General features: G+C 64.3%; 23 protein-coding genes. 17 read left to right on the forward strand and 6 right to left on the reverse strand.

The genetic code is table 11. The annotated features are described in order from the left end of the window. Nucleotides 1–102: 102 nt before the first annotated feature. Entirely contained in the window at nucleotides 103–2,835 is a 2,733-nt protein-coding gene (gene secA, locus ACFSQT_RS29145; RefSeq protein WP_379024637.1) for a preprotein translocase subunit SecA, read from the reverse strand. A 262-nt stretch (nucleotides 2,836–3,097) separates the two neighbouring features. Here secA and ACFSQT_RS29150 point away from each other — a divergent pair, with 262 nt between their 5' ends. After that, the gene (locus ACFSQT_RS29150) at nucleotides 3,098–4,009 is read left to right on the forward strand and encodes a peptidylprolyl isomerase (protein WP_379024639.1); all 912 of its coding nucleotides are present in this window, start codon (nucleotides 3,098–3,100) and stop codon (nucleotides 4,007–4,009) included. A gap of 76 nt (nucleotides 4,010–4,085) precedes the next feature. Here the strand turns inward: ACFSQT_RS29150 and ACFSQT_RS29155 are convergent, their stop codons facing one another. Continuing rightward, nucleotides 4,086–4,685: a TetR/AcrR family transcriptional regulator gene (locus ACFSQT_RS29155; protein ID WP_379024641.1), complete on the reverse strand. Its 600-nt coding sequence runs from the start codon at nucleotides 4,683–4,685 to the stop codon at nucleotides 4,086–4,088. Nucleotides 4,686–5,013: 328 nt separating this feature from the next. Next, a complete protein-coding gene (locus tag ACFSQT_RS29160) occupies nucleotides 5,014–6,243 on the reverse strand; it encodes a caspase family protein (RefSeq protein WP_379024643.1) in 1,230 nt (409 codons plus the stop codon). 166 nt (nucleotides 6,244–6,409) lie between these two features. On the opposite strand from ACFSQT_RS29160, the gene argJ reads away from it, so the two are divergent. The 5 genes from argJ to ACFSQT_RS29185 all read left to right on the forward strand — a co-directional run bounded on the left by argJ (nucleotide 6,410) and on the right by ACFSQT_RS29185 (nucleotide 9,619). Next, complete coding sequence (gene argJ, locus ACFSQT_RS29165; protein WP_379024645.1) at nucleotides 6,410–7,651, forward strand: bifunctional glutamate N-acetyltransferase/amino-acid acetyltransferase ArgJ; 1,242 nt, start codon at nucleotides 6,410–6,412, stop codon at nucleotides 7,649–7,651. Between the two features lie 29 nt (nucleotides 7,652–7,680). After that, nucleotides 7,681–8,433: a GNAT family N-acetyltransferase gene (locus ACFSQT_RS29170; RefSeq protein ID WP_379024647.1), complete on the forward strand. Its 753-nt coding sequence runs from the start codon at nucleotides 7,681–7,683 to the stop codon at nucleotides 8,431–8,433. Nucleotides 8,434–8,441: 8 nt separating this feature from the next. Next, nucleotides 8,442–8,864 (forward strand): (deoxy)nucleoside triphosphate pyrophosphohydrolase, encoded by a 423-nt coding sequence (locus ACFSQT_RS29175; RefSeq protein ID WP_379024649.1) that lies wholly within the window; start codon nucleotides 8,442–8,444, stop codon nucleotides 8,862–8,864. A gap of 147 nt (nucleotides 8,865–9,011) precedes the next feature. After that, complete coding sequence (locus ACFSQT_RS29180) at nucleotides 9,012–9,329, forward strand: hypothetical protein (RefSeq protein WP_379024651.1); 318 nt, start codon at nucleotides 9,012–9,014, stop codon at nucleotides 9,327–9,329. A gap of 110 nt (nucleotides 9,330–9,439) precedes the next feature. Continuing rightward, on the forward strand, nucleotides 9,440–9,619 hold the full coding sequence (locus ACFSQT_RS29185; protein WP_379024652.1) for a Flp family type IVb pilin: 180 nt from the start codon (nucleotides 9,440–9,442) through the stop codon (nucleotides 9,617–9,619). A 24-nt stretch (nucleotides 9,620–9,643) separates the two neighbouring features. Here ACFSQT_RS29185 and ACFSQT_RS29190 read toward each other — a convergent pair whose 3' ends face one another. Beyond that, a complete protein-coding gene (locus ACFSQT_RS29190) occupies nucleotides 9,644–10,519 on the reverse strand; it encodes a class I SAM-dependent methyltransferase (protein ID WP_379024654.1) in 876 nt (291 codons plus the stop codon). A gap of 63 nt (nucleotides 10,520–10,582) precedes the next feature. Here ACFSQT_RS29190 and ACFSQT_RS29195 point away from each other — a divergent pair, with 63 nt between their 5' ends. From ACFSQT_RS29195 to ACFSQT_RS29210, 4 genes are read left to right on the forward strand one after another with little or no spacing between them, the layout of a single operon-like run. Next, nucleotides 10,583–11,383 (forward strand): ComF family protein, encoded by an 801-nt coding sequence (locus tag ACFSQT_RS29195; protein ID WP_379024656.1) that lies wholly within the window; start codon nucleotides 10,583–10,585, stop codon nucleotides 11,381–11,383. A gap of 26 nt (nucleotides 11,384–11,409) precedes the next feature. Further along, nucleotides 11,410–11,679 carry a glutaredoxin 3 gene (gene grxC, locus ACFSQT_RS29200; RefSeq protein ID WP_379024658.1) on the forward strand — a complete coding sequence of 90 codons (270 nt, stop codon included), beginning with the start codon at nucleotides 11,410–11,412 and terminating at the stop codon, nucleotides 11,677–11,679. Nucleotides 11,680–11,690: 11 nt separating this feature from the next. After that, a complete protein-coding gene (locus ACFSQT_RS29205; protein WP_379024660.1) occupies nucleotides 11,691–12,557 on the forward strand; it encodes a carbon-nitrogen hydrolase family protein in 867 nt (288 codons plus the stop codon). Further along, a complete protein-coding gene (locus ACFSQT_RS29210; protein ID WP_379024662.1) occupies nucleotides 12,554–12,979 on the forward strand; it encodes a DUF1178 family protein in 426 nt (141 codons plus the stop codon). The genes ACFSQT_RS29205 and ACFSQT_RS29210 overlap by 4 nt, the downstream gene beginning before the upstream one ends. 106 nt (nucleotides 12,980–13,085) lie before the next feature. On the opposite strand, the gene ACFSQT_RS29215 is transcribed toward ACFSQT_RS29210, so the two are convergent. Further along, nucleotides 13,086–13,571, reverse strand: coding sequence for a MarR family winged helix-turn-helix transcriptional regulator (locus ACFSQT_RS29215; RefSeq protein ID WP_379024664.1), 486 nt, complete (start codon nucleotides 13,569–13,571; stop codon nucleotides 13,086–13,088). Between the two features lie 96 nt (nucleotides 13,572–13,667). Here ACFSQT_RS29215 and ACFSQT_RS29220 point away from each other — a divergent pair, with 96 nt between their 5' ends. Beyond that, the gene (locus ACFSQT_RS29220; RefSeq protein ID WP_379024666.1) at nucleotides 13,668–14,579 is read left to right on the forward strand and encodes a DMT family transporter; all 912 of its coding nucleotides are present in this window, start codon (nucleotides 13,668–13,670) and stop codon (nucleotides 14,577–14,579) included. A gap of 160 nt (nucleotides 14,580–14,739) precedes the next feature. Beyond that, nucleotides 14,740–15,258: a flavin reductase family protein gene (locus ACFSQT_RS29225; RefSeq protein WP_379024668.1), complete on the forward strand. Its 519-nt coding sequence runs from the start codon at nucleotides 14,740–14,742 to the stop codon at nucleotides 15,256–15,258. A 49-nt stretch (nucleotides 15,259–15,307) separates the two neighbouring features. On the opposite strand, the gene ubiG is transcribed toward ACFSQT_RS29225, so the two are convergent. Beyond that, nucleotides 15,308–16,057 carry a bifunctional 2-polyprenyl-6-hydroxyphenol methylase/3-demethylubiquinol 3-O-methyltransferase UbiG gene (gene ubiG, locus ACFSQT_RS29230; protein ID WP_379024670.1) on the reverse strand — a complete coding sequence of 250 codons (750 nt, stop codon included), beginning with the start codon at nucleotides 16,055–16,057 and terminating at the stop codon, nucleotides 15,308–15,310. Between the two features lie 195 nt (nucleotides 16,058–16,252). On the opposite strand from ubiG, the gene ACFSQT_RS29235 reads away from it, so the two are divergent. The 5 genes from ACFSQT_RS29235 to prmC all read left to right on the forward strand — a co-directional run bounded on the left by ACFSQT_RS29235 (nucleotide 16,253) and on the right by prmC (nucleotide 22,620). Then, nucleotides 16,253–16,813: a putative glycolipid-binding domain-containing protein gene (locus tag ACFSQT_RS29235; RefSeq protein WP_379024672.1), complete on the forward strand. Its 561-nt coding sequence runs from the start codon at nucleotides 16,253–16,255 to the stop codon at nucleotides 16,811–16,813. Between the two features lie 241 nt (nucleotides 16,814–17,054). Further along, the gene (locus ACFSQT_RS29240; protein WP_379024674.1) at nucleotides 17,055–18,308 is read left to right on the forward strand and encodes an aspartate kinase; all 1,254 of its coding nucleotides are present in this window, start codon (nucleotides 17,055–17,057) and stop codon (nucleotides 18,306–18,308) included. An 83-nt stretch (nucleotides 18,309–18,391) separates the two neighbouring features. Further along, nucleotides 18,392–20,662 (forward strand): phosphoenolpyruvate--protein phosphotransferase, encoded by a 2,271-nt coding sequence (gene ptsP / locus ACFSQT_RS29245; RefSeq protein WP_126070638.1) that lies wholly within the window; start codon nucleotides 18,392–18,394, stop codon nucleotides 20,660–20,662. A 10-nt stretch (nucleotides 20,663–20,672) separates the two neighbouring features. Next, nucleotides 20,673–21,752, forward strand: a complete 1,080-nt coding sequence (prfA, locus tag ACFSQT_RS29250; RefSeq protein WP_379024676.1) for a peptide chain release factor 1 — start codon at nucleotides 20,673–20,675, stop codon at nucleotides 21,750–21,752. After that, complete coding sequence (gene prmC / locus ACFSQT_RS29255) at nucleotides 21,745–22,620, forward strand: peptide chain release factor N(5)-glutamine methyltransferase (RefSeq protein WP_379024678.1); 876 nt, start codon at nucleotides 21,745–21,747, stop codon at nucleotides 22,618–22,620. The genes prfA and prmC overlap by 8 nt, the downstream gene beginning before the upstream one ends. Nucleotides 22,621–25,660: the final 3,040 nt, after the last annotated feature.

Consider the following 25,660-nt stretch of genomic DNA (forward strand, 5'->3'; position numbering starts at 1 on the left):
CCGCCTCTTTTCAGGCTTTGGTGTAGCGGAGACACATTAAGAAAGCGTGGGCGGGAGCGCCCTTCTCCCCGTATAGTGACGGGGAGAAGGAAGAGAGCGCCCTTACGCGAACGCCCCGTGGCAGTGCTTGTACTTCTTGCCGGAGCCGCACGGGCAGGCTTCGTTGCGGCCGACCTTGCCCCATGTCGCGGGGTTGTTGGGGTCGCGGTCCTCGGGGGCGACGATGGCGGTCGTCTCCGGGCGGACCAGCAGCGCCGTCTCGCCGCCGTCGAAGTCATTCTCCCCGGTGGTGCCGTCGATATGGGTGCCGAACATGTCGGGCGCCTCGGGCGGCGGTGCTTCGGCGGCCTGGCGCACGAGTTCGACGCGCATCAGCTGCGCGGTGACGGCCTGGCGCAGATTGCCCAGCATCGCCTGGAACAGCTCGAATGCCTCGCCCTTGTATTCCTGCAGCGGATCGCGCTGGGCGTAGCCGCGGAAGCCGACGACCGAACGCAGATGGTCGAGATTGACGATGTGCTCGCGCCACAGATGGTCGAGCGTCTGCAGCACCACCGAGCGCTCGACATAGCTCATCACCTCGGGGCCGAAACGCTCGGAGCGCTCCTTGGCGGCGGCGTCGGCGGCCGCGGCGATGCGCTCGCGGATGTCGTCCTCGGCGATGCCCTCTTCCTTGGCCCAGTCCTCGACCGGCAGGTCGAGATTGAGGAATTCGGCGACCTCGGCCTTCAGCCCGGCAACATCCCACTGCTCGGCATAGGCGTTTTCGGGAATGGCCTTGGCGACGATCTCGTCGATGACGCCCTCGCGCATCTCGGTGATGGTTTCCGAGAGGCCTTCGCCGTCCATCAGCTCGATGCGCTGCTCGAACACCACCTTGCGCTGGTCGTTGGAGACGTCATCGTATTTCAAAAGGTTCTTGCGGATGTCGAAGTTGCGCGCCTCGACCTTCTTCTGCGCCTTTTCCAGCGCCTTGTTGATCCACGGATGGATGATCGCTTCGTCTTCCTTCAGGCCGAGCTTCTGCAGCATGCCGTCCATGCGCTCGGAACCGAAGATGCGCATCAGGTCGTCCTGCAGCGACAGGAAGAATTTCGAACGGCCAGGGTCGCCTTGTCTTCCTGAACGACCCCTGAGCTGGTTGTCGATGCGGCGCGACTCGTGGCGTTCGGTGGCCAGTACGTAGAGGCCGCCGGCGGCGAGCGCCTTTTCCTTCAGGCGCTCGACGTCGTCATTGATTTCCTTTTCCCGCGCCTCGCGCTCGGGCCCGGCCGGCATGTCGCCCACCTCATCGGCGATGCGCATCTCGGCATTGCCGCCAAGCTTGATGTCGGTACCGCGGCCGGCCATGTTGGTGGCGATGGTGATGGCGCCCGGCTTGCCGGCCTGGGCGACGATCGCCGCCTCGCGCTCGTGGTGGCGGGCGTTCAGCACCTCGAAATCCTTGAAGCCTTCCTTGCGCAGGCGCTCGGCCAGCTGCTCGGATTTTTCGATGGAGGTGGTGCCGACCAGCGTCGGCTGGCCCTTGGCGCTGGCTTCGCGGATTTCCTTGACGATCGCCTTGTACTTCTCCTCGACCGTCCGGTAGACCTCGTCGTCCTCGTCCTTGCGGATGACCGGCAGGTTGGTCGGGATCTCGGTGACGTCGAGATTGTAGATGTTGCCGAACTCCTCGGCCTCGGTCAGCGCCGTGCCGGTCATGCCGGAAAGCTTCTTGTAGAGGCGGAAGTAGTTCTGGAAGGTGACCGAGGCGAGCGTCTGGTTCTCCGGCTGGATCGCCACATGCTCCTTGGCTTCGAGCGCCTGGTGCAGGCCTTCCGAATAGCGGCGGCCCGGCATCATGCGGCCGGTGAACTCGTCGATGATGACGATCTCGCCGTTGCGGACGATATAGTCCTTGTCCTTCTGGAACAGCTGGTGCGCCTTCAGCGCATTGTTGACATGGTGGACGATGGCGACGTTCTCGACGTCGTAGAGCGACTCGCCCTTGAGCAGATCGGCGTCGCGCAGCAGGTTCTCCAGCTTCTCGGTGCCTTCCTCGGTGAAGATCGAGGTCTTCTGCTTCTCGTCGATCTCATAATCCTGCGGCTGCAGCTGGATGATGAAGGTGTCGATGGTGTTGTACATTTCCGAACGGTCCTCGAGCGGACCGGAAATGATCAGCGGCGTGCGCGCCTCGTCGACCAGGATGGAATCGACCTCGTCGACGATCGCGTAATTGTGACCGCGCTGCACCATCTGGGCGCGCTCGTACTTCATGTTGTCGCGCAGATAGTCGAAGCCGAGTTCGTTGTTGGTGGCGTAGGTGACGTCGGCGGCATAGGCGACGCGGCGCTCCTCGTCGGACAGGCCATGGACGATGACGCCGACCGAAAGGCCGAGGAACTTGTAGACGCGGCCCATCCATTCGGCGTCGCGGGTGGCGAGATAGTCGTTGACGGTGACGACGTGGACGCCGTTGCCGGCGAGCGCGTTGAGGTAGACCGGCAGCGTCGCGACCAGGGTCTTGCCCTCGCCGGTGCGCATCTCGGCGATGCCGCCATTGTGCAGTACCATGCCGCCGATCAGCTGGACGTCGAAGGGGCGCATGCCGAGAACGCGGCGCGCCGCCTCGCGGGCGGTGGCAAAGGCCGGCACCAACAGGTCGTCGAGCGTGGCGCCGTTGGCGATGTCCTGGCGGAATTTCGCGGTGCGGGCGACCAGATCCTCGTCGGAGAGCGCCCGCATCTCGTTTTCCATGGCGTTGATCGCCTCGACACGGGGCCGGGTCGATTTGACCCGACGGTCGTTGGAGGAACCGAAAACCTTACGGGCGAGACCGCCGAGACTGACCATACAATGGCCCTTTCGATAGAATTCTCAATCTTGAGACGGGCGCCGGCTGGCCCCATCAAATCCACGTGAACGCACCGCCTGAACACGGGCAAACACAAAAAGCGCCCGGAAAACGGTTCTGGACGCAAAGTCGTTGGACAGATAAGAGGGGGCTCAACTGATGTCAACGCCGCGCTGGCTCTGCCGGTCGCGCCAAATTCCGCCACAATCTGGCTGATCTGGAAGCCATCCCTCCTTACAATCCCTCACCGGAGTCATCTTCATGTCCTTGTTGTTCCGCCGTGCGTCGCTCGCCAGCCTTGGCCTGGCATTCGGCCTGTCGGCTATTTCGCTGTCGCCGCTGATGGCGCAGCAGACCGCTCCCGCCCCCGCGGCAGCACCCGCCGCGGCACCGGTCGATCCGAACACCGTGATCGCCACGATCAACGGCCAGCCCTTGACCGAAGCCGATCTGGTGCTCGCCGAAGGCGAGCTGTCGCAGCAGTTCGCGCAGCTGCCGGCCGAGCAGCGCCGCGCCGCGGCCCTTTCGGCGGCCATCGAAATCCGCGTCATGGCCGCCCAGGCGGTCACCACCGGGCTCGACAAGGATCCCGACTTCCAGCGCCGCATGGCCTTCCTGCAGCAGCGCGCGCTGCATGGCGAGATGGTCGAGAAGGGCGTCGTCGACAAGGTCACCGACGCCGAGGTTCGCGCCCGCTACGACCAGGAAATCGCCAGCACGCCGCCGGTCAACGAGGTGCATGCCCGTCACATCCTCGTGAAGACGAAGGAAGAGGCCGAGGCCATCATCAAGCAGCTCGACGGCGGCGCCGACTTCCAGAAGCTCGCCAACGAGCACACCAGCGATCCCTCAGGCAAGACCAGCGGCGGCGATCTCGGCTGGTTCGGACCTGGCCAGATGGTGCCGGAGTTCGACAAGGCGGCCTTCGCGCTCGAGGTCGGCAAATACACCGCGCAGCCGGTGCAGTCGCAGTTCGGCTGGCATGTCATCAAGCTCGAGGACAAGCGCACCAAGCAGCCGCCGGCCTTCGACGACGTCAAGGACCAGGCCAAGCAGGCGGTCATCCGCGACAAGTATTTTGCGCTGGTCAAATCGCTGCGCGCCGGCGCCAAGGTCGAGATCCCCGATGCCAACCTGAAGAAGGCGGTCGATACGCTGGAAAGCGCCAAGTAAGCCTGAAGAAATTTTTCGAAAAGGGCGCGGCAGCCAAGGTTGCCGCGCCCTTTTTATCGACCAATGACGATCGGTTTCAGCTGCCGGGCGCGGCTATGCCTCGCATCACGTAGTGGACTGCCTTGTGTATCGTCGCTTCGTCCTCGTCGAGCCGGTTGGTCAACAGATGCCTCCAGGCGAAGGAGGCGATCAGGTCGGCGACCAGCGCTGAATCGATGTCGGCGGCGATCTCGCCCCTTGCCTTGGCGCGCTCGACCATCTGGCCGGTATGGGACCGTCGGCCCAGCGCGTAGTCGGCAAGTGCCGCGGACGCCGTGTCGTCCGACTGCGCCTCGGCGATCAGGGACCGGAAGACGCTGCCCGACGATGTCTCGCGCCAGTGGGTGAACAGGTTCTTCAGGAAGCCGACGAGATCTTCCTCCAGCCGCCCGGTATCGGGGACATCGACGCGTTTCTGGCGCTGGTAGACTTCGAGCAGCAATGCGGCCTTGCTCGGCCACCAGCGATAGATGGTGGGTTTGCCGGCGCGGGCCCGCCGCGCCACCGCCTCGATCGAGAAACCGGCATAGCCGGCCTCGACCAGCACTGCCTCGGCGGCTTCGAGAATGGCATCGGCGCTGTCGGGGTTGCGCCGTGCGCCGATCGATCTGCGCGCCGGATCGGCGTCTTCGGCCATTCCTGTCATCCTCGCCAACAATTCGCCGGCACTATACGCGACCCGACGATCAAACAAAACGGCCCGTTTTCAAGCTGCTGGCGGCAGCGGCGGCAGGGCAACGAATCCAGGTTAACGGGTTCCTTCGGAGCCTTCGCCGGCGCGTTGGTTGACCGAAGCACCAAAAAGCAAAAAACCCGCCTGGGCGGCGGGTCACTGGCGCAAATCAGCACCATCGACAGACATGTAGCATAGCTGCCTTCACCGGGTCAAGAAAAAATTCCTATCGACAGGAGACGCGACCGGCGCAAGAGCTGCCGACACCGCTGGATTGGCCGCCGGCCGATGTCTATTGCATCGCTTGCGATGTCTCGGATTCGATGCGCCAGCCGCCGTCGGCCTTGACCAGGCCAAGCGTGACACGCGCCTTGCCGGTCAGGCGCGCCGCCGCCTTGTCCTTCGGCACATAGTCATAGCGCATCGCAAAGACGGCCCCGGCGCGATCCTCGCCATGCGGGGTGATCTCCAGGCTGCCGGGCTCGAGGCCGAGCGACCAGGAGGCCCACTGCGCGAACCAGTCGGCCTTGACCTTGATGATGGCGTCGGCGTCGTAGCGGGTGCCGAAAATGGTGGCGGACGAGCCGTAGAGCCGTTTGACGGTCTCGCTCATCGCCTTGGTGTCCGGCGTCAGATAATCCCTGCGCAGGAATTTCTCGATCGATCCCTTGTCGTCACCGACGGACCGTTCGAGCGCGGCAACTTCCGTCGAGGGTGCGGGAGCCGCGGCCGGCTTGTGCGGCTGGGCGGGCTGTCCGTCCGGGACGAATTCGAAGCGTTCGAGCAGCGAGCCCTGTTCCCACGGGCGCTGCGCCTCGCGCGTTTGCGAGACCACGTCGCGGCGCACCGCGATCATCATGTCGTTGATGCTCTGGCCGGGGTCGGCAATGTGGCGCAACAATGCCTCGGCGAAAGGCGAGTTGCGCCCCCTTCCGTCCATGGCGACCGCACCTGGCGCGGTCGAGAAGGCGATGAACGAGCCGCGCGTCGAATCGAACTGCGCCAGCCCGGCCAGCGCCGTCGCCGAGCGGGTGGTGGCGGTGCGGCTCAGGCTGCGGGCAAACGGGTTGTTGCGGCAGGCATCGAGAAACACCAGGCTGACCTTGGTCTGCTGCTCCATGATGTCGAGGACCTCATCGATCGGTACGGCCTCGAGCTGCAGCTTGACCGGCATGTCGAGCCTGGCGTCGACCGGCACGATGTAGTTGCGCCCCTCGACCTGCAGGCCGTGGCCGGCATAGTAGAAAAGCCCGACGCCGGCGCCTTCGAGCGCATCGGAGAACTCACCGATGCTGCGTTCGAGCTCGCGCTTGCCGAGATCATTGCCTTCGATGACCTCGAAGCCGATGGAGCGCAGCTTGTCGGCGATGTCGAGCGCGTCGTTGACCGGATTGGCCAGCGTGCCGGCTTCGGCGTAGGTGCCGTTGCCGATGACCAGCGCCACGCGCCGTTGCGGTTGCGCATCCGCGCTCAGCAGCAAAAGTCCCAGAAACGCCCATGCGAGGATCGCAAGCCTGCCCATGGGGAAGATCATAACGCCACAGGCGCCGGCGACGCCAACAGATTTGAAATGCAGGCTTAATTCCGATTGGGTTGCCGCCGCCGGCGACAAGCGAAAACGCCCTTGCGCCCGCGCGTCGTATCGGGCAAACCGGCCTTCCCTTGCGATTTTCCCGCCCGAGGTCTCCATGTCCACGACGATTTCGCCGCTCGCGCCGAAGAAATACCCCAAGATGCCGGCCATCGAGGGGGTGCGCATCGCCACCGCCGAGGCGGGGATAAAGTACAAGAACCGCACCGACCTTTTGACCATGGTGTTCGATGAAGGCACCGCGGTCGCCGGCGTGTTCACCAAATCGAAATGCCCCTCGGCGCCGGTCGATTTCTGCCGGCAGAATCTCGGCGCCGGCAAGGCGCGGGTGCTGGTCGTCAATTCCGGCAACGCCAACGCCTTCACCGGCAAGAAGGGCCGCGAGTCCACCGCGCTGACGGGCGAAGCGGCGGCGAAGGCGGCCGGCTGCAAGGCAGCTGAGGTTTTCCTGGCCTCGACCGGCGTCATCGGCGAGCCGCTCGACACCGGCAAGTTCAGCCATCTGCTGGCCGGGCTGGTCAGCAACGGCAAGCCTGACCTGTGGACCGAAGCCGCAAAGGCGATCATGACCACGGATACCTATCCGAAAGTGGCGACCCAAACCGTCAAGCTCGGCGACACCGATGTCACCATCAACGGCATCTCCAAGGGCGCCGGCATGATCGCGCCCGACATGGCGACGATGCTGTCGTTCATCGCCACCGACGCGCCAATCGCGGCCCCTGTCCTGCAGGACCTGTTGTCGCGCGGCACGGCCAAGACCTTCAACGCGGTCACCGTCGACAGCGACACCTCGACCAGCGACACGCTGCTGATCTTCGCCACCGGCAAGGCCGCCAAGCGCGGCGCGCCTGAGATAACCGACCCCAGGGATGCGCGCCTCGGCGCGTTCCGCCGTGCGCTCGGCAAGGTGCTGAAATCGCTGGCGCTGCAAGTGGTGCGCGACGGCGAGGGCGCCCGCAAGCAGGTCGAAGTCACCGTCACCGGCGCCAAATCGGCGCGGTCGGCCAAGCGCATCGCGCTGTCGATTGCCAACTCGCCGCTGGTCAAGACGGCGGTCGCCGGCGAGGACGCCAATTGGGGCCGCGTCGTCATGGCCGTCGGCAAGGCCGGCGAGCCTGCCGACCGCGACCGGCTGTCGATCTGGTTCGGCGACAACAGGCTGGCGCATGAGGGCGAGCGCGACCCCGGCTATTCCGAGGAAGCGACCTCGGCCTACATGAAGCGCGACGACATCCGCATCCGCGCCGATATCGGCATCGGCCGCGGCAAGGCGACAGTGTGGACCTGCGATCTCACCAAGGAATATGTCGCCATCAATGGCGATTATCGGAGCTGACGGTCTTGGCTTCCAGGCATCCGGCAAGCATGCTCGCGATCGTGCGCCGCTACGAGGCGGCCGGCTTTCGCGCCTGGCCGGCAGCGGCCGTCCACTACGACGGCACCTGGGTGGTGCGGCTGACCGCCGGCCATCCGGCCAAGCGGCTGAACTCGGTCAATCCGCTCGATCCCGGCGATATCATGCACATTGCCGACCGCATCGGCCGCGCCAGCCGCCGTTTCGATGCCTATGGCAGGCCGCTGACGTTTCGCATGTCGCCGCTGTCGGGTCCGGATCTGGCCAGCCACCTCGACCGCGAGGGCTGGAGTCGTTTCGACGAATCGCTGGTGATGCGGCTGCCGCTGGCCGACGCGCAACTCGATGCGGCCATGGACCAGATCCCGCTGAAGGACATCAGCCGCTTCATCGGCGCGTCGCTCAAGGTCAGCGGCTCGGATGTTTCGCTGCGGCCCGGCCTGTCGGAGATCATCGGCGCCATCCAGCCGGAGGCCGGGCTGTTCGCGCTCGAAGATGGGGCCGATCCGCTGGCGACGCTGATCTGCGTTCACGACGGCGATCTTGCCGGCCTGTTCGAGATCGCCACCGACAAGTCGGCGCGCAACAAGGGCCACGGCCGCAACCTGATCCTGTCGGCGCTGAAATGGGCGCGCCTGCGTGGTGCCCGCGAAGCCTGGCTGCAGGTCGAGGCCGGCAATGTGCCGGCGCTGGCGCTCTATCGTTCGCTCGGCTTCGACGAAGTCTATCGCTATCACTATCGCCGGCCGCCTGTTCATGAGTGAAGTTGGGCATGAGTGATCCGACGATCGCCGGCAAGCGCCTGCTGCTGGTCGCCGCCTGCGCGCTGGTCGATGCCGATGGCCGGGTGCTGCTCGCACAGCGGCCCGAGGGCAAGCAACTTGCCGGCCTCTGGGAATTTCCCGGCGGCAAGGTCGAGTCCGGCGAAACGCCGGAACAATGCATCATTCGCGAACTGCACGAGGAAATCGGCATCGACACCGACATTCCCTGCCTGGCGCCGCTCACCTTCGCCAGCCATTCCTACGATGATTTCCATCTGCTGATGCCGCTGTTCATCTGCCGCCGCTTCCGCGGCATCGCCCAGCCCAGGGAAGGGCAGGCGCTGAAATGGGTGCGGCCAAAGCAGATGCGCGACTATCCGATGCCGCCAGCCGACGCGCCGCTGATCCCGTTCCTCATCGATCTTCTTTGAGGGCCGTCCGGCTGGTTGCCGGCGGAGGCTCTCCATCAGCTGATGTTCCCTCTATCAGCTGATGTTAATGGAAGATTTATCTTGCCGTGAAAAATAGAAGCGAGGTCGTTTCGCGGCCGTTCCGCCGATTCGCTGGGGAGCGAGAGCATGAGCCTAGACAGGGATTGGGACTCGATCCGGCCCGAGCGCGGTTTTCGCGCCGCAGACGCGGGCATGGGCATATTGCGCATCACGCTTTTGTTCGGTTCGGCCGCGGTGGCGCTGGCGCTGATCGCGACACCTTTCCTCGACAGCCAGACACGCTCGCTGTCGACCCGCGACGATCTTGCCGGCGGGCTCGACATGACGGCCACCGGCTCGGTCAGCCATCGCGAAACCTACACGCTGCGCCGCAGCGTGTTGCAGCCGCAACCCGGTTCGGTCTGCATCATCAGGTCCAATGGCAGAAGCAGCGGCGACTGCTGACATGGTTAAGAGATTCCGGGAAGGGCCGCGGTTTCACCGCCTGTTAAGCCTTTGCCGTTAACCTTTCTTAACAGATCGACGGTAATATCCTGGCGAGAGGGGTTGAGGTCATGAAAGCAGTGCTGCTGCGATTTCTGAAGGACGAGACCGGCGCCACGGCCGTTGAGTATGGCCTGATCGTCGCTGTGCTGTCGCTGACCATCGTCGGCGGCATCAGTCAGGTCTTCAACTCGATCACCTGGCTGTTCAGCGACAACGGCAGCCGGCTTGCGAACGCCTTCGCACCCTGATCCGGCTGTCCGCGCCGGACCCGATCACTGCCCGTCGGGAGCCTCCAGTATCGTCTTCAGCGAGACCTTGGCCGAACCCGGCTTCAGCGGTTTTTGCTGCGAGGCGTCGGGCGCCCAGCCGGACATCCAGACAATCGAGAAACTCGCCCTCACGCGGCCGTCGGCGTCGGAAAACCGCTCGGCGTAGATTTCCGCCGCGCGGGCAAACAGCTTGCGTGCGCCCGGCCGTCGGCTGCGATCGGTGAGCGCGCTGGTTTCGCCCATGGCCCGCAGATCCGCCATCAGGCCGAACAGGTTTGCATAGCGCACCGTCACCGTCTCGACGTCCGCGACCGGCAAAGCGAGACCGGCTCGCTGCAAAAGCGCGCCGGCATCGCGCACGTCGGTGAACGGGATGACACGCGGGCTGGCGCCGCCGTAAAGCTCCGTCTCGGCCGCAAGCAGGCTTTCGCGCAACTCGAAAAGCGTGCCGGCACCGGCAAAGGCGCCAAGGAAAAGTCCGTCTGGACGCAGCGCGCGGCGGATCTGGATCAGTATGCCGGGAATGTCGTTCATCGCCTGCATCGACAGGAGGGAGACCGCCAGATCGAGGCTCTCCGGCTCGAACGGCACGGTTTCGAACGGTGCGATCAAGCCAGTACCGCCGCCAATCAGGAAAGCCGTGTCCGCCTCGACGCGGACAATGTCAGCGACCTTGCCGCTCCCGGCGAGCGTTTCGGCTGCCGCCGGCGTCTGGCAAAACAGCACCGCCGCCTTGCCGAACCGGCGCTCGACGGCGCCCAGCCGCTCTGCAAGGTCCTCGGCGGCGCGGCGCATGAGGAAGTCGGCGCCGTCAACCGGATGGGCAAGCGCGCGCCGCTTGTGCGCCAGCCAGAGAGAAATATCCATTATCGGCTGCAACGGCAGATCCTTGTTTGTGCGCGCTCTGATATCGTTGATATAGTGGCGCGCAGGACCAATGACGTGGCCGATCCGATGCCCAAGATCAAGCCCATCGAGATCAAGAAACTGGCTCGATCGGCCCTCGGCTGGCCTGCGCGCATCCTGTTTCCGCCGGTCTGCGCCGGTTGCCGCCGGCATGTCTCGCAGCCCGGCGTTCTGTGTGGCGCCTGCTGGCCGAAGCTGCGGCTCCTGGAACGACCATGGTGCCCGGTGATGGGCACGCCGTTCACCCACCATATGGGCGAGGGCTTCCTGTCCGCCGAGGCGATCGCCGATCCGCCGCCCTTCGAGCGGGCGCGCGCCGCCGTCGCCTATTCCGGCGTCGCCCGCCAGATGGTGCAAGGGCTGAAATATCAGGATCGCACGGATCTCGCGCCATGGATGGCGCGCTGGATGGTGCGCGCCGGCGCCGATCTCATCGCCGAGGCGGATGTGGTGGTGCCGGTGCCGCTGCACTGGCGGCGTTTTTTCAGGCGGCGCTTCAACCAGTCGGCGGAACTGGCAAGGGCGGTCTCGGTGCTCAGCGAATTGCCCTTCGCACCCTCGGCGGTTCGGCGCGTAAAACTCACCCGCCAGCAGGTCGGGCTGGAGCGGCAGGAACGTGAGGAGAATGTGCGGGCCGCCTTTCGGGTGCCCGCCGAGGCGGAAATCGAGATCGCCGGCCGCAGGGTGCTTTTGATCGATGATGTCTACACCACCGGCGCCACCGTTCGCGCCGCAACCAAGGCGCTGAAAAGAGGCGGCGCCGGTGCCGTCGACGTGCTGACCTTCGCGCGTGTGTTGCCGGGGGACTTCCGGGCGGACGAGTCCGTGATTATATAAGTCGGCAACGAACAGCGGAAATTGTCATGGTCGATGTCACGATCTACACGCGCATGATGTGCGGCTATTGCACGGCAGCCAAGCGGCTGCTCGAGCGCAAGGGCGTCGCCTTCACCGAGCACGATGCCTCCTTCTCGCCGGAGCTGCGCCAGGAGATGATTTCCCGCGCCCACGGCCGTTCGACCTTTCCGCAGATTTTCATCGGCGACACGCATATCGGCGGCTGCGACGACCTGCACGAACTGGAGGCCGAAGGCCGGCTGGACAAACTGCTCGCCAACGGTGCGACGATTTGAGGGATATGACCATGGGTGTTTTCAAGGCGGCTGCGATCCAGATGCGTTCGGGCGAGAGCCCCGAACGCAATGCGGTCGATCTCGAACGGCTGGTGCGTGAGGCGGCGGCCCAAGGTGCCACCTATATCCAGACCCCTGAAATGACCGGTGCGCTGATCCGCGACAAGGAGGCGCGCACCGCCTCCTTCACCTCCGAGGACAAGGACATCGTCGTCGCGACCGCGCGCAGACTGGCGAGCGAGCTCGGCGTCTTCCTGCATATCGGCTCGACCGCCATCCTGCGCGCCGACGGCAAGCTCGCCAACCGGGCGCTGCTGTTCGGCCCGGACGGCGCCACGCTTGCCACCTACGACAAGATCCACATGTTCGACGTCGACCTCGACAATGGCGAAAGCTGGCGCGAATCGGCAGCCTACGAGCCGGGCACCGAGGCCGTCGTCACCGAGATCGCAGGCGCAAAGCTCGGCTTCGCCGTTTGCTACGATCTGCGCTTTCCGCAACTGTTCCGCGCCGAGGCGCTGGCCGGCGCCGACCTGCTTTCCGTGCCTGCTGCCTTTACCCGCCAGACCGGCGAGGCGCACTGGCATGTCCTGCTCAGGGCACGCGCCATCGAGAACGGCGCCTACGTCGTTGCCGCTGCGCAAGGCGGCCTGCACGAGGACGGCCGCGAGACCTATGGCCATTCGCTGATCGTCGACCCGTGGGGCCGTATTATCGCGGAAGCCGCGCATGACGAGCCGGCGGTGATCGTCGCCGAGATCGACCCGGCGCAGTCGGCGGCGGCGCGCAAGAAGATCCCCAATCTCAAAAACGCGCGGGATTTCGCCGTCAATGCCGGCTTGGGCGAGGCGCCGCGTCTCAGGGGAGCGGCCTCTTGATCCGATTTTCCCTGATTTGCGAGCGTGAGCACGAATTCGAGGGCTGGTTTCGGAGCAACGACGATTTTGACATCCAGAAGAAGCGCGGCTTTGTCGATTGCCCGACCTGCGGCTCGCACAAGGTGCAGAAAGCGCTGATGGCGCCGGCCGTGTCCACGGCGCGCAAGCAGGAAACGATCGCGCTCGCCATGGGCGAGGCGCAGAAGCAGGCCCTGGCGCAGCTCAAGGCGATGGCCGAGAAGGTGCGCGAGAATGCCGACTATGTCGGCGACAAGTTTGCCGAGGAAGCGCGCAAGATCCATTTCGGCGAAACCGATGCGCGTGGCATCTATGGCGAGGCGACGCTGGACGAGGCCAAGAGCCTGGCCGAGGACGGCGTCGAGTTCATGCCGATCCCGGTGTTTCCGGACGACCGCAACTGAGCCGTTAGAGCAATTCCAGGAAAAGTGTGAAACTGTTTTCCGTCCGGAATTGCGTCAAAACAATGAGTTAGAGCAGGTTGCCGGTTCCATGAACCGGTGAACTGCTCTAGCTCACGCTGCCAATCAGCTTCTCAAGCAGACGAGACAGCGTTTCCCGTTCCGCCGGCGTCAGGCTCGCGAGGATCTCGTGCTCGTTGGCAACGTGGGCGCTGACCGCCTCATCGATCAGCGCGAGACCCTTTTCGGTCAGCCGTACGACAATGCCGCGACGGTCGTTGGGGTGCGGCCCGCGCAGGATCAATCCGGACGTTTCGAGCCGGTCGAGCCGGTTGGTCATGGCGCCCGATGTCACCATCGTCGCTTCGTAAAGAGCTGTCGGCGTCAGTGCGTAAGGTGACCCCGAGCGGCGCAGGGTCGCCAGTACGTCGAATTCCCCGGACTGCAATCCATAATGGGCAAACAGCGGCGCGAGCCGCTCGCGGGCGATCAGCGAGGCGGCCTCGTTCAGCCGCCCGAGCACGGCCATTGGCGAGACATCCAGATCGGGCCGCTCGCGTTTCCACTGCTCGATCGCCCTCGCTGCCCTATCCACTGTCTCACCATTAAATATCTTGACGTTAAGAATCTTCCTATTATCTTATCCCAAGATGCAATGCTGGCCAAGGGCCGCGCGCGACAGGGCACGATCATGAAATTTCTCTGGGATTCGGCGCTCGGCCTGCTGGTCGTCACCGGCGGCCTGCTCGGCTTGACACTGCCGTTCGGCAAGCTCGCCACGGCGGCCGGCGTTCCGGCCATGGTCTGGGCCTTCGCTATCTCGCTCGGCGCCGGCGGCGTGCTGTTGGGCTCGTTGCTGCTGCGCGGCCAGCGCGTCCGGCTCACGCCGCACAAATTGCGCTACTTCTTCGTCACCGCGGCGGTGTCCTATGCCGTCCCCAACCTGATGATGTTCTCGGCTATTCCGCATCTTGGCGCCGGCTATACCGGCATCATGTTCACGCTGTCGCCTGTCATCACGCTGGTGTTCTCGATCCTGCTGGGTGTGCGGCGTCCCAACATGCTGGGCATTGTCGGCATCGCCGTCGGCTTCGTCGGCGCCGTCATGGTGGCGGTGACGCGCGGCGAGGCCGGCCAGCCGGCCGATTTGTTCTGGGTGGTGATGGGGCTGCTCATCCCCGTCAGCCTTGCCGCCGGCAATATCTACCGCACCGTGGACTGGCCGGAAGGCACCGGCCCGATCGAGCTCGCCGTCGGCAGCCACCTGGCGTCGGCAGCGATACTGTTTGTTGGCATTCTCGCCCTGTTCGGCGTCGAGGCCTTCGCTCCACTCGGCGGCGTGCCGCTGGTCGTCGTCGCGCAGGTTGCGTCGGCGTCGGCGATGTTCGCCTTCTTCTTCCGGCTGCAGGCGGTCGGCGGCCCGGTCTATCTCAGCCAGATCGGCTATGTGGCGGCGGCGGTCGGGCTGGCTGCCGGCACGATCGTCCTCGGCGAACACTATCAGCCGCTGACCTGGGCAGGCGCGGTCATCATCACCGCCGGCGTCTTCATCACCACCAGGGCACAAAGCCAGACCGTAATGGCTCCGGCCTCGGCGACGTGAGCACCCTTTGGATGCCGGTCGTCGGATCCGGAGCGGATCTCACCTGAATTTGTATCTGGATTTTAGCTTTATCTTCTTGTTCGAGCATGATCTTTTCCAAAAAGCCGGTCCCATGTTCGGGGATCATGTTCTGGGAGCCAATCATGACTGGAGCAAAGGCATGACTGAAGCAAAGGGTCCGGAGGCAGATCCTGTCGATATCGCCGATTTTCGAGCCGCGATGCGGCTGATCGTCGGCAATGTCAGCGTCATCACTGCCGGCCTCGGCGAGGATCGCTCCGGCCTGGTGGTCATTTCGGTCGTCTCGCTGTCGGCCGAACCGCCCAAGATGATCGCCTGCGTCAACCGGTCGTCGTCGACCTGGCCGCTTATCGAACGCTACCGCCATTTCGGTGTCAATTCGCTCGGGCCCCAGCATCAGCGCGTGGCGGAGCGGTTCTCGGGCTTTGGCGGCATCAAGGGCAAGGACCGCTATGAGGGCGCCGAATGGATGACGCTGAAGACCGGAGCGTCATTGCTTTGCGATGCGGTGGCCGCCTTCGACTGCAGCCTCGACGAGATGATCGATCGCGGTATGCATTCCATCGTCATAGGTTCGGTCGAGGCCGTGCGCACCCGCGATGCCGGCCAGGCGCTGATCTACTGGCATGGCGGCTACAGGCCGCTCAGCTCGGCCTGACCTGAATCTCAACACACCTTGGAGCAAATTCCAGGAAAAGCGCGCCGGGTCAGACCGATCCCTTTTCCGCCAGCACCATGTAGTTGACATCCATGTCCTTGGAGCGCGCCCAGCGGTCGGCAAGCGGGTTGTAGGTGACGCCGGTGCGGTCGACGATGCTCAGGCCAGCGCCGCCCAGCGCTTTTTCGAGCTCTTCGGGGCGCACCAGCTTGCCGAACTGGTGGGTGCCGCGCGGCAGCCAGCGCAGCACGTACTCGGCGCCGATGATGGCCAGTCCGAGCGCCTTCAGCGTGCGGTTGATGGTGGCCACGAACATGATGCCGCCGGGCCGAACCATCTCGCCGCATTTGGCGACGAACAGGTCGATGTCGGCGACATGCTCGACCACTTCCATGTTGAGGATGACGTCGAATTTCTCACCGGCGTCGGCCAGATCCTCGGCCGTCGTGGCGCGATAGTCGACGCTCACATTGCCCTCGGCCGCGTGCAGCTTCGCCACTTCGATGTTCGTTTCGGAGGCATCCGCTCCGACCACCTCGGCGCCAAGCCGCGCCATGGGCTCGCACAAAAGGCCACCGCCGCAGCCGATGTCGAGAATGCGCAGGCCCTCGAAAGGCCGTGCCGCGCGTGGGTCGCGGCCGAAGCGCGTCGCTATCTGGTCGCGGATATAGGAGAGCCGGACCGGATTGAACTTGTGCAGCGGACGGAACTTGCCGTTCGGGTTCCACCATTCGGCGGCAAGAGCGGAAAAGCGTTCGACTTCTCCGGCATCGATCGTCGATCGTCGGGGCTCTGGCATCGGCGGGTCTCCTCAAGCGTTAGGAAGTCGGGCGTGAGGCAGCGAATGTCAAGGCAACAATTTTCCTCTGCCGCCAGGGTGATGGATTCTGTCAGGGCATGTCAGTTGCCGAGTGCCGAAGATGAAACACAATTGGCCCGGCGGGCGAAGGAGAGGGCATCGTTATTGAAGTCGAGGGAATTGACGATGGCACCAATGACGGCTTCCATCCTTTGGCGCCGGCTGGACTTCGAAGGCCACGACGCCTGCCTGCTGTCGCAAACCGATAGCGGACACAGCCTCAGGGGACAGGCCATCTTCGTCCAGGACGGCCAGCCATGCTGCCTGGCCTATGAGGTGGTTTGCGATGCCGGCTGGCGCACACGATCAGCGTGGATCGATGGCTTTCTCGACACGCGCAAGCTGCACTATGCGATCGAACGAGGTTCCGACGGCCAGTGGATGCTGAACGGCGAAGCCCAACAGGGCGCCGCCGGCCTTGTCGACGTCGATCTTGGCTTCACGCCGGCATCGAACCTGTTGGCGATCCGCCGGTTCGACCTCGGTATCGGGGAGGCGGCGCCCGCCCCGGCCGCTTACCTGACCTTCCCCGAGCTCAGGCTGGTGCGTCTCGATCAGACCTACCGGCGTCTCGACGCGGTTCGCTACGCCTATACCGCGCCCATGTTCGGCTATGACGAGGTCCTCGATGTCTCGCCGCACGGCTTCGTCATCGATTATCCCGGCCTGTGGAGAGCCACCGCACAGTCGGGCTGACAAGGCCCATACCGACCGACAGCAGGCCAAGGCCGGCAAAGGTGTGGCTTGAGGTCCGGCGTCCCGCTGTCGCAGCCCCGTCAGGTCGAGCACTCCAATCACAGCCAGCCTTGCGAAAGCTTCATCATTTGGCTAAGGAGGCCGCGCATTCAGCGGCCGGCATCAGCCGGGCGTACCCTTCCGCTTTCGGGATTCCGCTTTTGGGTTGGGGTCCGGCTTCAGTCAAAGGCATTTCGCTTCCATGGCGCGCATCGTGATGAAATTCGGCGGAACCTCCGTCGCCGACATCGCCCGCATCCGCAATGTGGCGCGTCACGTCAAACGCGAGGTCGACGCTGGCCATGAGGTGGCGGTGGTCGTCTCGGCGATGGCCGGCAAGACCAATGAACTGGTCCAATGGACGCGCGAAGCCTCGCCGATGCACGACGCACGCGAATATGACGCGGTCGTCGCTTCCGGCGAACAGGTCACCGCCGGTCTCCTGGCGATCACCTTGCAGAACATGGGCGTGCACGCCCGTTCCTGGCAGGGCTGGCAGATCCCGATCAAGACCGACAACGCGCACGGCGCGGCGCGCATCCTCGACATCGATGGCGCCTTCCTGATCAAGCGCTTCGGCGAAGGCCAGGTGGCGGTGATCGCCGGTTTCCAGGGCATCGGCCCGGACAATCGCATCGCTACCCTTGGCCGCGGCGGATCCGACACCAGTGCAGTGGCCATCGCAGCGGCGGTCAAGGCCGATCGTTGCGACATCTACACCGACGTCGACGGGGTCTACACCACCGATCCGCGCATCGAGCCGAAGGCGCGGCGGCTGGCCAAGATATCGTTCGAGGAAATGCTTGAAATGGCCTCGCTCGGCGCCAAGGTTCTGCAGGTGCGTTCGGTCGAGCTTGCCATGGTGCACAGGGTGCGTACCTTCGTGCGGTCGTCCTTCGACGATCCCGATGCGCCCGGAATGGGGGATTTGCTCAATCCGCCCGGAACGCTCATTTGCGACGAGGAAGAGATCGTGGAACAGCAGGTCGTCACCGGAATTGCCTATGCCAAGGACGAAGCGCAGATTTCGCTGCGCCGTGTCGGCGACCGGCCGGGCGTCGCCGCCGGCATCTTCGGGCCGCTGGCCGAGGCCAACATCAATGTCGACATGATCGTCCAGAACATTTCCGAGGACGGCAAGTTCACCGACATGACCTTCACCGTGCCGTCGGGCGATGTCGACAAGGCGCTGGCCGTGCTCGAGCGCCTGAAAGCCTCGATCGGCTACGATGTCGTGCAGTCGGAAGCCGGCATGTCGAAGGTTTCGGTGATCGGCATCGGCATGCGAAGCCATGCCGGCGTCGCCGCCACCGCTTTCAAGGCGCTGGCCGACAAATCGATCAACATCCGTGCCATCACGACCTCCGAGATCAAGATTTCGATCCTAATCGACGGTCCGTACACCGAACTTGCGGTTCGTACTTTGCATTCCGTCTACGGTCTGGATAAGCAGTAGCGAGAACGATTTGTGTTGTTGCGTGTGCGCCGGCCGCAGTGGAAACTGCGGCGGGCAACATGCCCATTGGAGAAGAAGCCGCGATGCGTGATCAGGCCAGTGGCCCGCGCGTTTTGCTGAAACGGCTCCGCGAGCTCATGCAGGAGCCGCTGGAGCCGCAGGAGCGGCTTGACCGGATCGTGCGCGACATCGCCTCCAACATGGTCGCCGAGGTCTGCTCGCTCTATGTGCTGCGTGCCGATTCGGTGCTCGAACTCTACGCCACCGAGGGTTTGAACCCGAACGCCGTCCACCTGGCGCAGTTGCGACTGGGGCAAGGCCTTGTCGGCACGATTGCCGCAAGCGCGCGGCCGCTCAACCTGTCCAACGCCCAGGAACACCCGGCCTTTGCCTACCTGCCGGAGACCGGGGAAGAGATCTACAACTCCTTCCTTGGCGTGCCGGTGCTGCGGGCAGGGCGCACGCTGGGCGTGCTGGTGGTGCAGAACAAGACCATGCGCCACTATCGCGACGACGAGGTCGAGGCGCTGGAAACGACGGCGATGGTCATCGCCGAGATGATCGCCACCGGCGATCTGGCGCGGCTGACGCGGCCGGGCCTCGAACTCGATCTGCGCCGTCCGGTCAGTTTCACCGGCCTGTCCTTCAACGACGGTGTCGGGCTTGGCCATGTCGTGCTGCACGAGCCGCGCATCGTCGTCACCAATTTGTTCAACGAGGACAGCGAGGAAGAGGTCCGCCGGCTTGAGACCTCGCTCGGCTCGCTCCGGCTCTCCATCGACGACATGCTGGAACGCCGCGACGTCGCCTTCGAGGGCGAGCATCGCCAGGTTCTGGAAGCCTATCGCATGTTCGCCAACGATCGCGGCTGGGTGCGCCGGCTGGAAGAGGCGATCCGCAACGGCCTGACGGCCGAGGCCGCCGTGGAAAAGGTGCAGAGCGACATGCGCGCCCGCATGCTGCACATGACCGATCCCTATCTGCGCGAGCGGATGAGCGATTTCGACGACCTCGCCAACCGGCTGCTGCGCCAGCTGATGGGGCGCGGACCGGAAGATGTCGCGGCATCGCTGCCGAAGGACGCCATCATCGTCGCGCGCTCGATGGGTGCCGCCGAACTGCTCGATTATCCCCGCGACAAGATGCGCGGGCTGGTGCTCGAGGACGGCGCCGCCACCAGCCACGTCGTCATCGTCGCGCGCGCCATGGGCATCCCTGTCGCCGGCCAGATGAAGGGCGCCGTTTCCATGGCGGAAAACGGCGACGCCATCATCGTCGACGGCGAAGAGGGCGTGATCCATTTGCGGCCGCAGCCCGACCTCGAAGCCGCCTATGCCGAAAAGGTGCGTTTCCGGGCGCGCCGGCAAGAAGTCTATCGCGAGCTGCGCAAGAAGCCGTCGACGACCAAGGATGGTGTCCAGGTCGACCTCTTGATGAATGCCGGGCTTGCCGTCGATCTGCCGCAGCTTGCCGAAGCGGGCGCGGCCGGCATCGGCCTGTTCCGCACCGAACTGCAATTCATGGTCGCTTCGACGTTTCCCCGTGCCGAGGCCCAGGAAAAGCTTTACCGCGACGTGCTCGAAGCGGCGCGCGGCAAGCCGGTCACCTTCCGCACCATCGACATCGGCGGCGACAAGGTGCTGCCCTATTTCAAGGGTGCGATCCAGGAGGAGAACCCGGCACTTGGCTGGCGGGCGATCCGCCTAACGCTCGACCGGCCGGGGTTGCTACGCACCCAGATCCGCGCCCTGCTCAAAGCCAGCGGCGGGCGGGAATTGAAGCTGATGCTGCCGATGGTCACCGAGCTTGGCGAGATCGCCCAGGCGCGCGAGATCATCGACCGTGAGGTGCGGCATTTGTCGCGTTTTGCCCATCACCTGCCGACCAGCCTGAAGCTGGGGGCGATGCTGGAAGTGCCGTCGCTTTTGTTCCAGCTCGACGAATTGATGAAGGCGGTCGACTTCGTCTCGGTCGGTTCGAACGATCTGTTCCAGTTCGTCATGGCCGTCGACCGCGGCAACACGCAATTGGCCAACCGCTTCGATACGCTGTCGGCACCGTTCCTGCGCGTCCTGAAGCAGATCGCCGATGCCGGCGTCCGCAACCACACGCCGGTGACCTTGTGCGGCGAACTCGCCGGCAAGCCGATCTCGGCGATGGCGCTGATCGGTCTCGGCTTCCGCTCGATCTCGATGTCGCCGGCCTCGATCGGTCCCGTCAAGGCGATGCTGACGGAACTGCCTCTGGATGAGTTGGAGGCGTTCTTCGACGACAATCTGATGGCGCCGGCGCAGGGGCTGCCGATGCGGGCGTTGCTGCAGGCCTTTGCCGACGACCGTTCGATCCCATTGTAGCACCCTCATCATGGTCAACCTGCCCCGCGATCGTATGGATCAAGTCGTCAAGCGTTTCGAGATGCTCGAAGCGCAGATGTCGGCCGGCCCGGCGCCGGATGCCTATGTGCGGATGGCGTCGGAATATGCCGAGATCCAGGACATGGTGGCCAAGGTCAGGGCGTTGCGCTCGGCCGAGCATGAGCAGGCCGACCTGGAGGCGATGCTTGCCGACAAGGGTACCGATGCCGAGATGCGGGCCCTGGCGGAGGCCGACTTGCCGGAGGTCGAGGAGCGTATCGAGGCGCTGCAGAAGGACATCCAGATCCTGCTGTTGCCCAGGGATGCCGCCGACGACAAGAACGCCATCCTCGAAATCCGCGCCGGCACCGGCGGCGACGAGGCCGCCCTTTTCGCCGGCGACCTGTTTCGCATGTATGAGCGCTACGCTGCCGAACGCGGCTGGCGTTTCGAGACGGTGTCGGCCAGCGATGGCGATGCCGGCGGCTACAAGGAAATCATCGCCACGATCTCCGGCAAGGGCGTCTTTGCGCATCTGAAATTCGAATCCGGCGTGCACCGCGTGCAGCGCGTGCCGGCGACCGAGGCGAGCGGGCGCATCCACACTTCGGCCGCCACGGTCGCCGTGCTGCCGGAAGCCGAAGAGGTCGACATCGACATCAGGGCCGAAGACATCCGCATCGACACCATGCGCGCCTCGGGCTCGGGCGGCCAGCACGTCAACACCACCGATTCGGCTGTGCGCATCACCCATTTGCCGACCGGCATCATGGTCGTGCAGGCGGAAAAGTCGCAGCACCAGAATCGCGCCAAGGCGATGCAGATCCTGCGCGCCCGCCTCTATGACCTGGAGCGCAGCAAGGCCGATGAGGAGCGCTCCGAATCGCGCAAGTCGCAGGTCGGCTCCGGCGACCGTTCGGAACGCATCCGTACCTACAATTTCCCGCAAGGCCGCGTCACCGACCACCGCATCAACCTGACGCTCTACAAGCTCGACCGGGTGATGATGGGCGAACTCGACGAAGTGATCGACGCGCTGATCGCCGATCACCAGTCGAAGCTGCTCGCCGACATCGGCATCGATGGCTAGCCTGCCGGAGACGCTGGGGCAGCTGCTGCGGGAAGTGCAGGTTCGGCTTGCCGACGCCGCTGTCGATGATCCGGCGCTCGATGCGAGGCTGATCGTCGAACATTTTTCCGGCACGACCCGCACACAGGCGATTGCCGACCCGGAGCGCAAGATCGATGGAAGCACCATTGCGGCAATCGATGATGCCTTGAGACGGCGCGTCGGCGGCGAGCCGGTGCATCGCATCCTTGGCTATCGTGAATTCTATGGTTTGCGTCTGTCGCTGTCGCCGGAAACACTGGAACCGCGGCCGGATACCGAAACGCTGGTCGAGGCGATGCTGCCTTTCGTCAGGGCAGTGGCAGTCCGGGAAGGCGAATGCCGCATCCTCGATCTTGGCACCGGCACCGGCGCCATCGCGCTGGCGCTGCTCAGCGCCGTGCCGGCCGCGACCGCCACCGGCGTCGATTTGTCCGCGGGCGCGCTGGTGACGGCGAGCCGCAATGCCCGGCAACTGGGCCTCGCAGGTCGGTTCACGGCGCTCCAGTCAGACTGGTTTGAAAAAGTTTCCGGCCGGTACCATGTAATTGCCGCAAACCCTCCCTATATATCTTCCGAAGACATTGGAAATCTGCAGGACGAAGTCCGCAATTTCGACCCGCGTCTGGCCTTGGATGGTGGTGCGGACGGTCTGAACCCCTACAGGATCATCGCCGCGGAGGCGGCAAGGTTTTTGGAAACTGAAGGCAGGATTGCGGTCGAGATCGGCCACACGCAGTACAACAAGGTCTCGGAGATATTCGCCGCAGCCGGCTACCTGCCGGGCGGTGCATTTCGTGACCTTGGTGGAAACGACAGGGTTCTTGTCTTTAAATGGACAAAGCCTTGACGCAGTGCAAAAAAAGCGCTTGGCAATACCGGGGAATGCGGCTAGGGTCGCCTTAACCGGATGAGACGAAGCAGGCAGTGCTCTTAGCGATTCGGTTTTCCTTGGAAATAGCTGCCTTCTTGCGCAACCGATGCCCAAGCTTCGTGCGGGAATCGTCCGGCAAGTGATGTAACCGGAACAGGATGGCACGTGGCGCCAACGCAATCGATGCGGGCGAACGCCGGTGAAGAAACGAAACGGCTGGCTGACGGTAGGGAGGCGGCCCTTAGGAGTGCGTGAAGGAAGCACGGGGAGTTTTTTCGAAGAGGTTCGCGAGGCGCGTGCGCGTGGCGTATATTCGCGCGAGGACCGTGGGCAGGCGGGTCTTGAGGAACGGAAGGCTACTAGGGAGAGAAGGGGCCAATGGGGTTAGCGCAGGGCGTGGCCCGGGGTCGAGCGCCGCGTTCTTGACTAGCGTCTCCGGAAAAGGACACCGGCGGTAGGGAGATTACAAACTCCACTCGCATTTCGGGAGAATACGGGAGCCAGCAGATGTCAATCGGACACACAGGGCCGGACAAGCCCGGCCCTATATCGGCGCGTGTCTGGACCGACGAGGTGCCGGGCTTTCTGAATCCAGGGAGCCTGGGGGAGAGTTCGATGGGAGGGCATGCTGACGCAGTCTGGCGGGCGGAACAGACACCGCCAAATGTGTGAGAAATCAAGGACAATTACGTGTATCGGGATCTGCAGGGGGCATGTGAGTGCATGGGCTCGAACTCTCAGGAAACCTAGTACGACCAATAGGACTGCTCAGGGGGCATCAAGAGGACGGCAAGCGCGGAGCTGTCTGCGACCTTCCGACTTACAAGAGGCCGACGGGAAGTCGCTGGTCTGGTACTCGCCGGCTAATTTGAGGGAAGCCGGCTACAAGGGTACGAAGGGAGCAGGAAGAATTCCCGAATCTCGAAAAGTAAAATTCAATCGCCGATGGGTGCGGGGGATATGTCGTGCGGCGGGGCAAGGCGCGCTTGGTGCTAGTGCATCCCCCGGCCTCGCTCCGGTGCTGCCCCTCTGGCCGAAAACGTTTAGGCGGCCTGCGTAGCGCGAAGGGTTGGGTTGAAGAGAAGTAGAGACGCGGATGGGAGGGGCGTGAGATTGAGTAGCAGTTATGCATTACTAGCGAGGCGGACGGGTCCGGGGTCATGAGAATGGTGACCGGAGGTGGAGATCTTCCGGGCGCCACCGGTCGAGCTGGCCGTGCGGACCGGAATGGGGTCGAGAGACGCTGATGCTGGGGACGGAGCCCAGACGCCACGACGTCTACGACAAATGGGGTTGTGTGAAGGAACGAGTCCGTTCGAAACGATTCCCGCGGTGGTACAAACGCCATCGATAGTGCGTCCGGCAGGGGATCGCCGATCGAGCGAAAGATGGTGTCGATGGCGGCGCCAAAGTCACGGTTGCGGCGCCGATTCCGCGAACAGCCCGAAGGCCCCTCGTATCGTGCCGCCGAAATGCTAACTGCACCATTCAGGCTGTAACGGGTCATCCCCCGACTTCTTCCACGGATAGGCACCGGGAGAGCCAACGGTCTGGCCGAAGTGACGCGGACTTCTTCTACTTACTCAGGCCCTATGCCGCCAAGCCTTTGGTGGAAGCTGGGCTACGCCTGACGAGAAGGGGAATCGAGTGCTCCGGAGGCCGCGTACAGCTGGTGCGGCTGACTCAACCCCGAAGGACTCAAAAGCCGGCACGCGCCTTCATCGAATGATTCGCTTAAGGATGCCGCTCGCTCGAATGCAGATCTGGGATGGCCCGAGGGCAGGGGGGGTTTCGTGGACGCCGTTCAATGGGCCGGAAGATGGGGAGCCCCCGCGGTGTTGAGAGCGGATTGCACGTGAGTAGAGTGTCGCGCGGGCGCAGGAGAGAGAGGTATGGAGGGTAGAACGTGATATGCCCGTGAACAAGGCGATGTGACGGCCCCGGTCACCTGGCCTATGGCCCACGGCGAGAGGCGCCGCTGAGGAAGCAGGGGAGCGTGGATGTGAACTGAAAATCCTCGCCCCAATTGGCTCGAGCCTTCTCGCTTCGACGGAGGTCCGAACCTGAGGAGTGACGGACGGCGGAGAAAAGAGCACGGCCGGCCGGGCCTCGCGTTTCTGGGACCAGGCCGCTGCTACAGCGGATAGGAAGATGATCGGAACCTCAGGGGTCGGCGAGGCCACATAAGATCCGCCGCAGGATGGTCGGCCAGACCCGACAGTCCCAAGTAAGAGCTGCGGACTCGCGACCAAGTAGCACGCGAGCACGCATCGCGGCCGGCCGGAGCTGACACGGGCCGTGCGCCCACCTGCTTTGTCGCACTGGATCCGGCACAATGACGCGGGCCCGGCTTATCCGCGGATATAGCGGGACCATGTGAGGCACGCACTTTCGTCAGGGTCGAGCGCATTAGACGATTGACGCGCCGATCGCGCATGGGGGGGGCACAGGTGTCCGCCGCCGGGATGAGCGCTGCCAAGCAAGCTGCAATCGGGGCGCGGTTGGTGTTGTGTCGGTGGTCCCGTTCACCTAGCAGGGTTCGATTCCTTGCTCGGGTCAATGCGCAGGGGAGGGGGAGCCCATGGGGGGCGGGGCGAGCGACTCCTCAGATCTTCTCGGGCCATATCTCGGTCCTCATGTCGGCTGGGCGGCGGTTGCGTCGGGGCGCGGGGTTGTTTGGTGCGGTGTTGTGCCTGATGTCTGGGAGGGCTGTCCAACTAAGGCTGGGCTGCGAGCCTGCTGATATGTCTCCGTCGGCGGGCCGCGGGCTGTCGCCTGGGCGCGCGCAGCCCTCGACCAATCTGTCGCGCGCCTGGAGAAGGCTAAGGGCTGGTCCGGCCTTGGACGTTCGTCTGGCGGCACCTGATGTATCATCCTGACCATCTACCTGATTATCCCGGGGGGAGGCCGAGAGGCGTCTGCGGCGGCTGTCCTTCCTCTCGATCGCGGGCGGGGCGGGGCGGAGGGGGGGGGCCAGGAGGAAGAACTGGGCAAATTTCGTCTGGCTTCGCCCAGA

The sequence above is a fragment of the Mesorhizobium calcicola genome (assembly GCF_042682105.1).
In the GTDB taxonomy this organism is placed as follows: Bacteria; Pseudomonadota; Alphaproteobacteria; order Rhizobiales; family Rhizobiaceae; genus Mesorhizobium; species Mesorhizobium calcicola.

Bases quoted from the DNA above. Each gene is read 5' to 3' on its own strand.
- secA (WP_379024637.1), bottom strand. From the start codon at position 2,835: ATGGTCAGTCTCGGCGGTCTCGCCCGTAAGGTTTTCGGTTCCTCCAAC.
- ACFSQT_RS29150 (WP_379024639.1), top strand. From the start codon at position 3,098: ATGTCCTTGTTGTTCCGCCGTGCGTCGCTCGCCAGCCTTGGCCTGGCA.
- ACFSQT_RS29155 (WP_379024641.1), bottom strand. From the start codon at position 4,685: ATGGCCGAAGACGCCGATCCGGCGCGCAGATCGATCGGCGCACGGCGC.
- ACFSQT_RS29160 (WP_379024643.1), bottom strand. From the start codon at position 6,243: ATGGGCAGGCTTGCGATCCTCGCATGGGCGTTTCTGGGACTTTTGCTG.
- argJ (WP_379024645.1), top strand. From the start codon at position 6,410: ATGTCCACGACGATTTCGCCGCTCGCGCCGAAGAAATACCCCAAGATG.
- ACFSQT_RS29170 (WP_379024647.1), top strand. From the start codon at position 7,681: ATGCTCGCGATCGTGCGCCGCTACGAGGCGGCCGGCTTTCGCGCCTGG.
- ACFSQT_RS29175 (WP_379024649.1), top strand. From the start codon at position 8,442: ATGAGTGATCCGACGATCGCCGGCAAGCGCCTGCTGCTGGTCGCCGCC.
- ACFSQT_RS29180 (WP_379024651.1), top strand. From the start codon at position 9,012: ATGAGCCTAGACAGGGATTGGGACTCGATCCGGCCCGAGCGCGGTTTT.
- ACFSQT_RS29185 (WP_379024652.1), top strand. From the start codon at position 9,440: ATGAAAGCAGTGCTGCTGCGATTTCTGAAGGACGAGACCGGCGCCACG.
- grxC (WP_379024658.1), top strand. From the start codon at position 11,410: ATGGTCGATGTCACGATCTACACGCGCATGATGTGCGGCTATTGCACG.
- ACFSQT_RS29205 (WP_379024660.1), top strand. From the start codon at position 11,691: ATGGGTGTTTTCAAGGCGGCTGCGATCCAGATGCGTTCGGGCGAGAGC.
- ACFSQT_RS29220 (WP_379024666.1), top strand. From the start codon at position 13,668: ATGAAATTTCTCTGGGATTCGGCGCTCGGCCTGCTGGTCGTCACCGGC.
- ACFSQT_RS29225 (WP_379024668.1), top strand. From the start codon at position 14,740: ATGACTGAAGCAAAGGGTCCGGAGGCAGATCCTGTCGATATCGCCGAT.
- ubiG (WP_379024670.1), bottom strand. From the start codon at position 16,057: ATGCCAGAGCCCCGACGATCGACGATCGATGCCGGAGAAGTCGAACGC.
- ACFSQT_RS29235 (WP_379024672.1), top strand. From the start codon at position 16,253: ATGACGGCTTCCATCCTTTGGCGCCGGCTGGACTTCGAAGGCCACGAC.
- ACFSQT_RS29240 (WP_379024674.1), top strand. From the start codon at position 17,055: ATGGCGCGCATCGTGATGAAATTCGGCGGAACCTCCGTCGCCGACATC.
- ptsP (WP_126070638.1), top strand. From the start codon at position 18,392: ATGCGTGATCAGGCCAGTGGCCCGCGCGTTTTGCTGAAACGGCTCCGC.
- prfA (WP_379024676.1), top strand. From the start codon at position 20,673: ATGGTCAACCTGCCCCGCGATCGTATGGATCAAGTCGTCAAGCGTTTC.
- prmC (WP_379024678.1), top strand. From the start codon at position 21,745: ATGGCTAGCCTGCCGGAGACGCTGGGGCAGCTGCTGCGGGAAGTGCAG.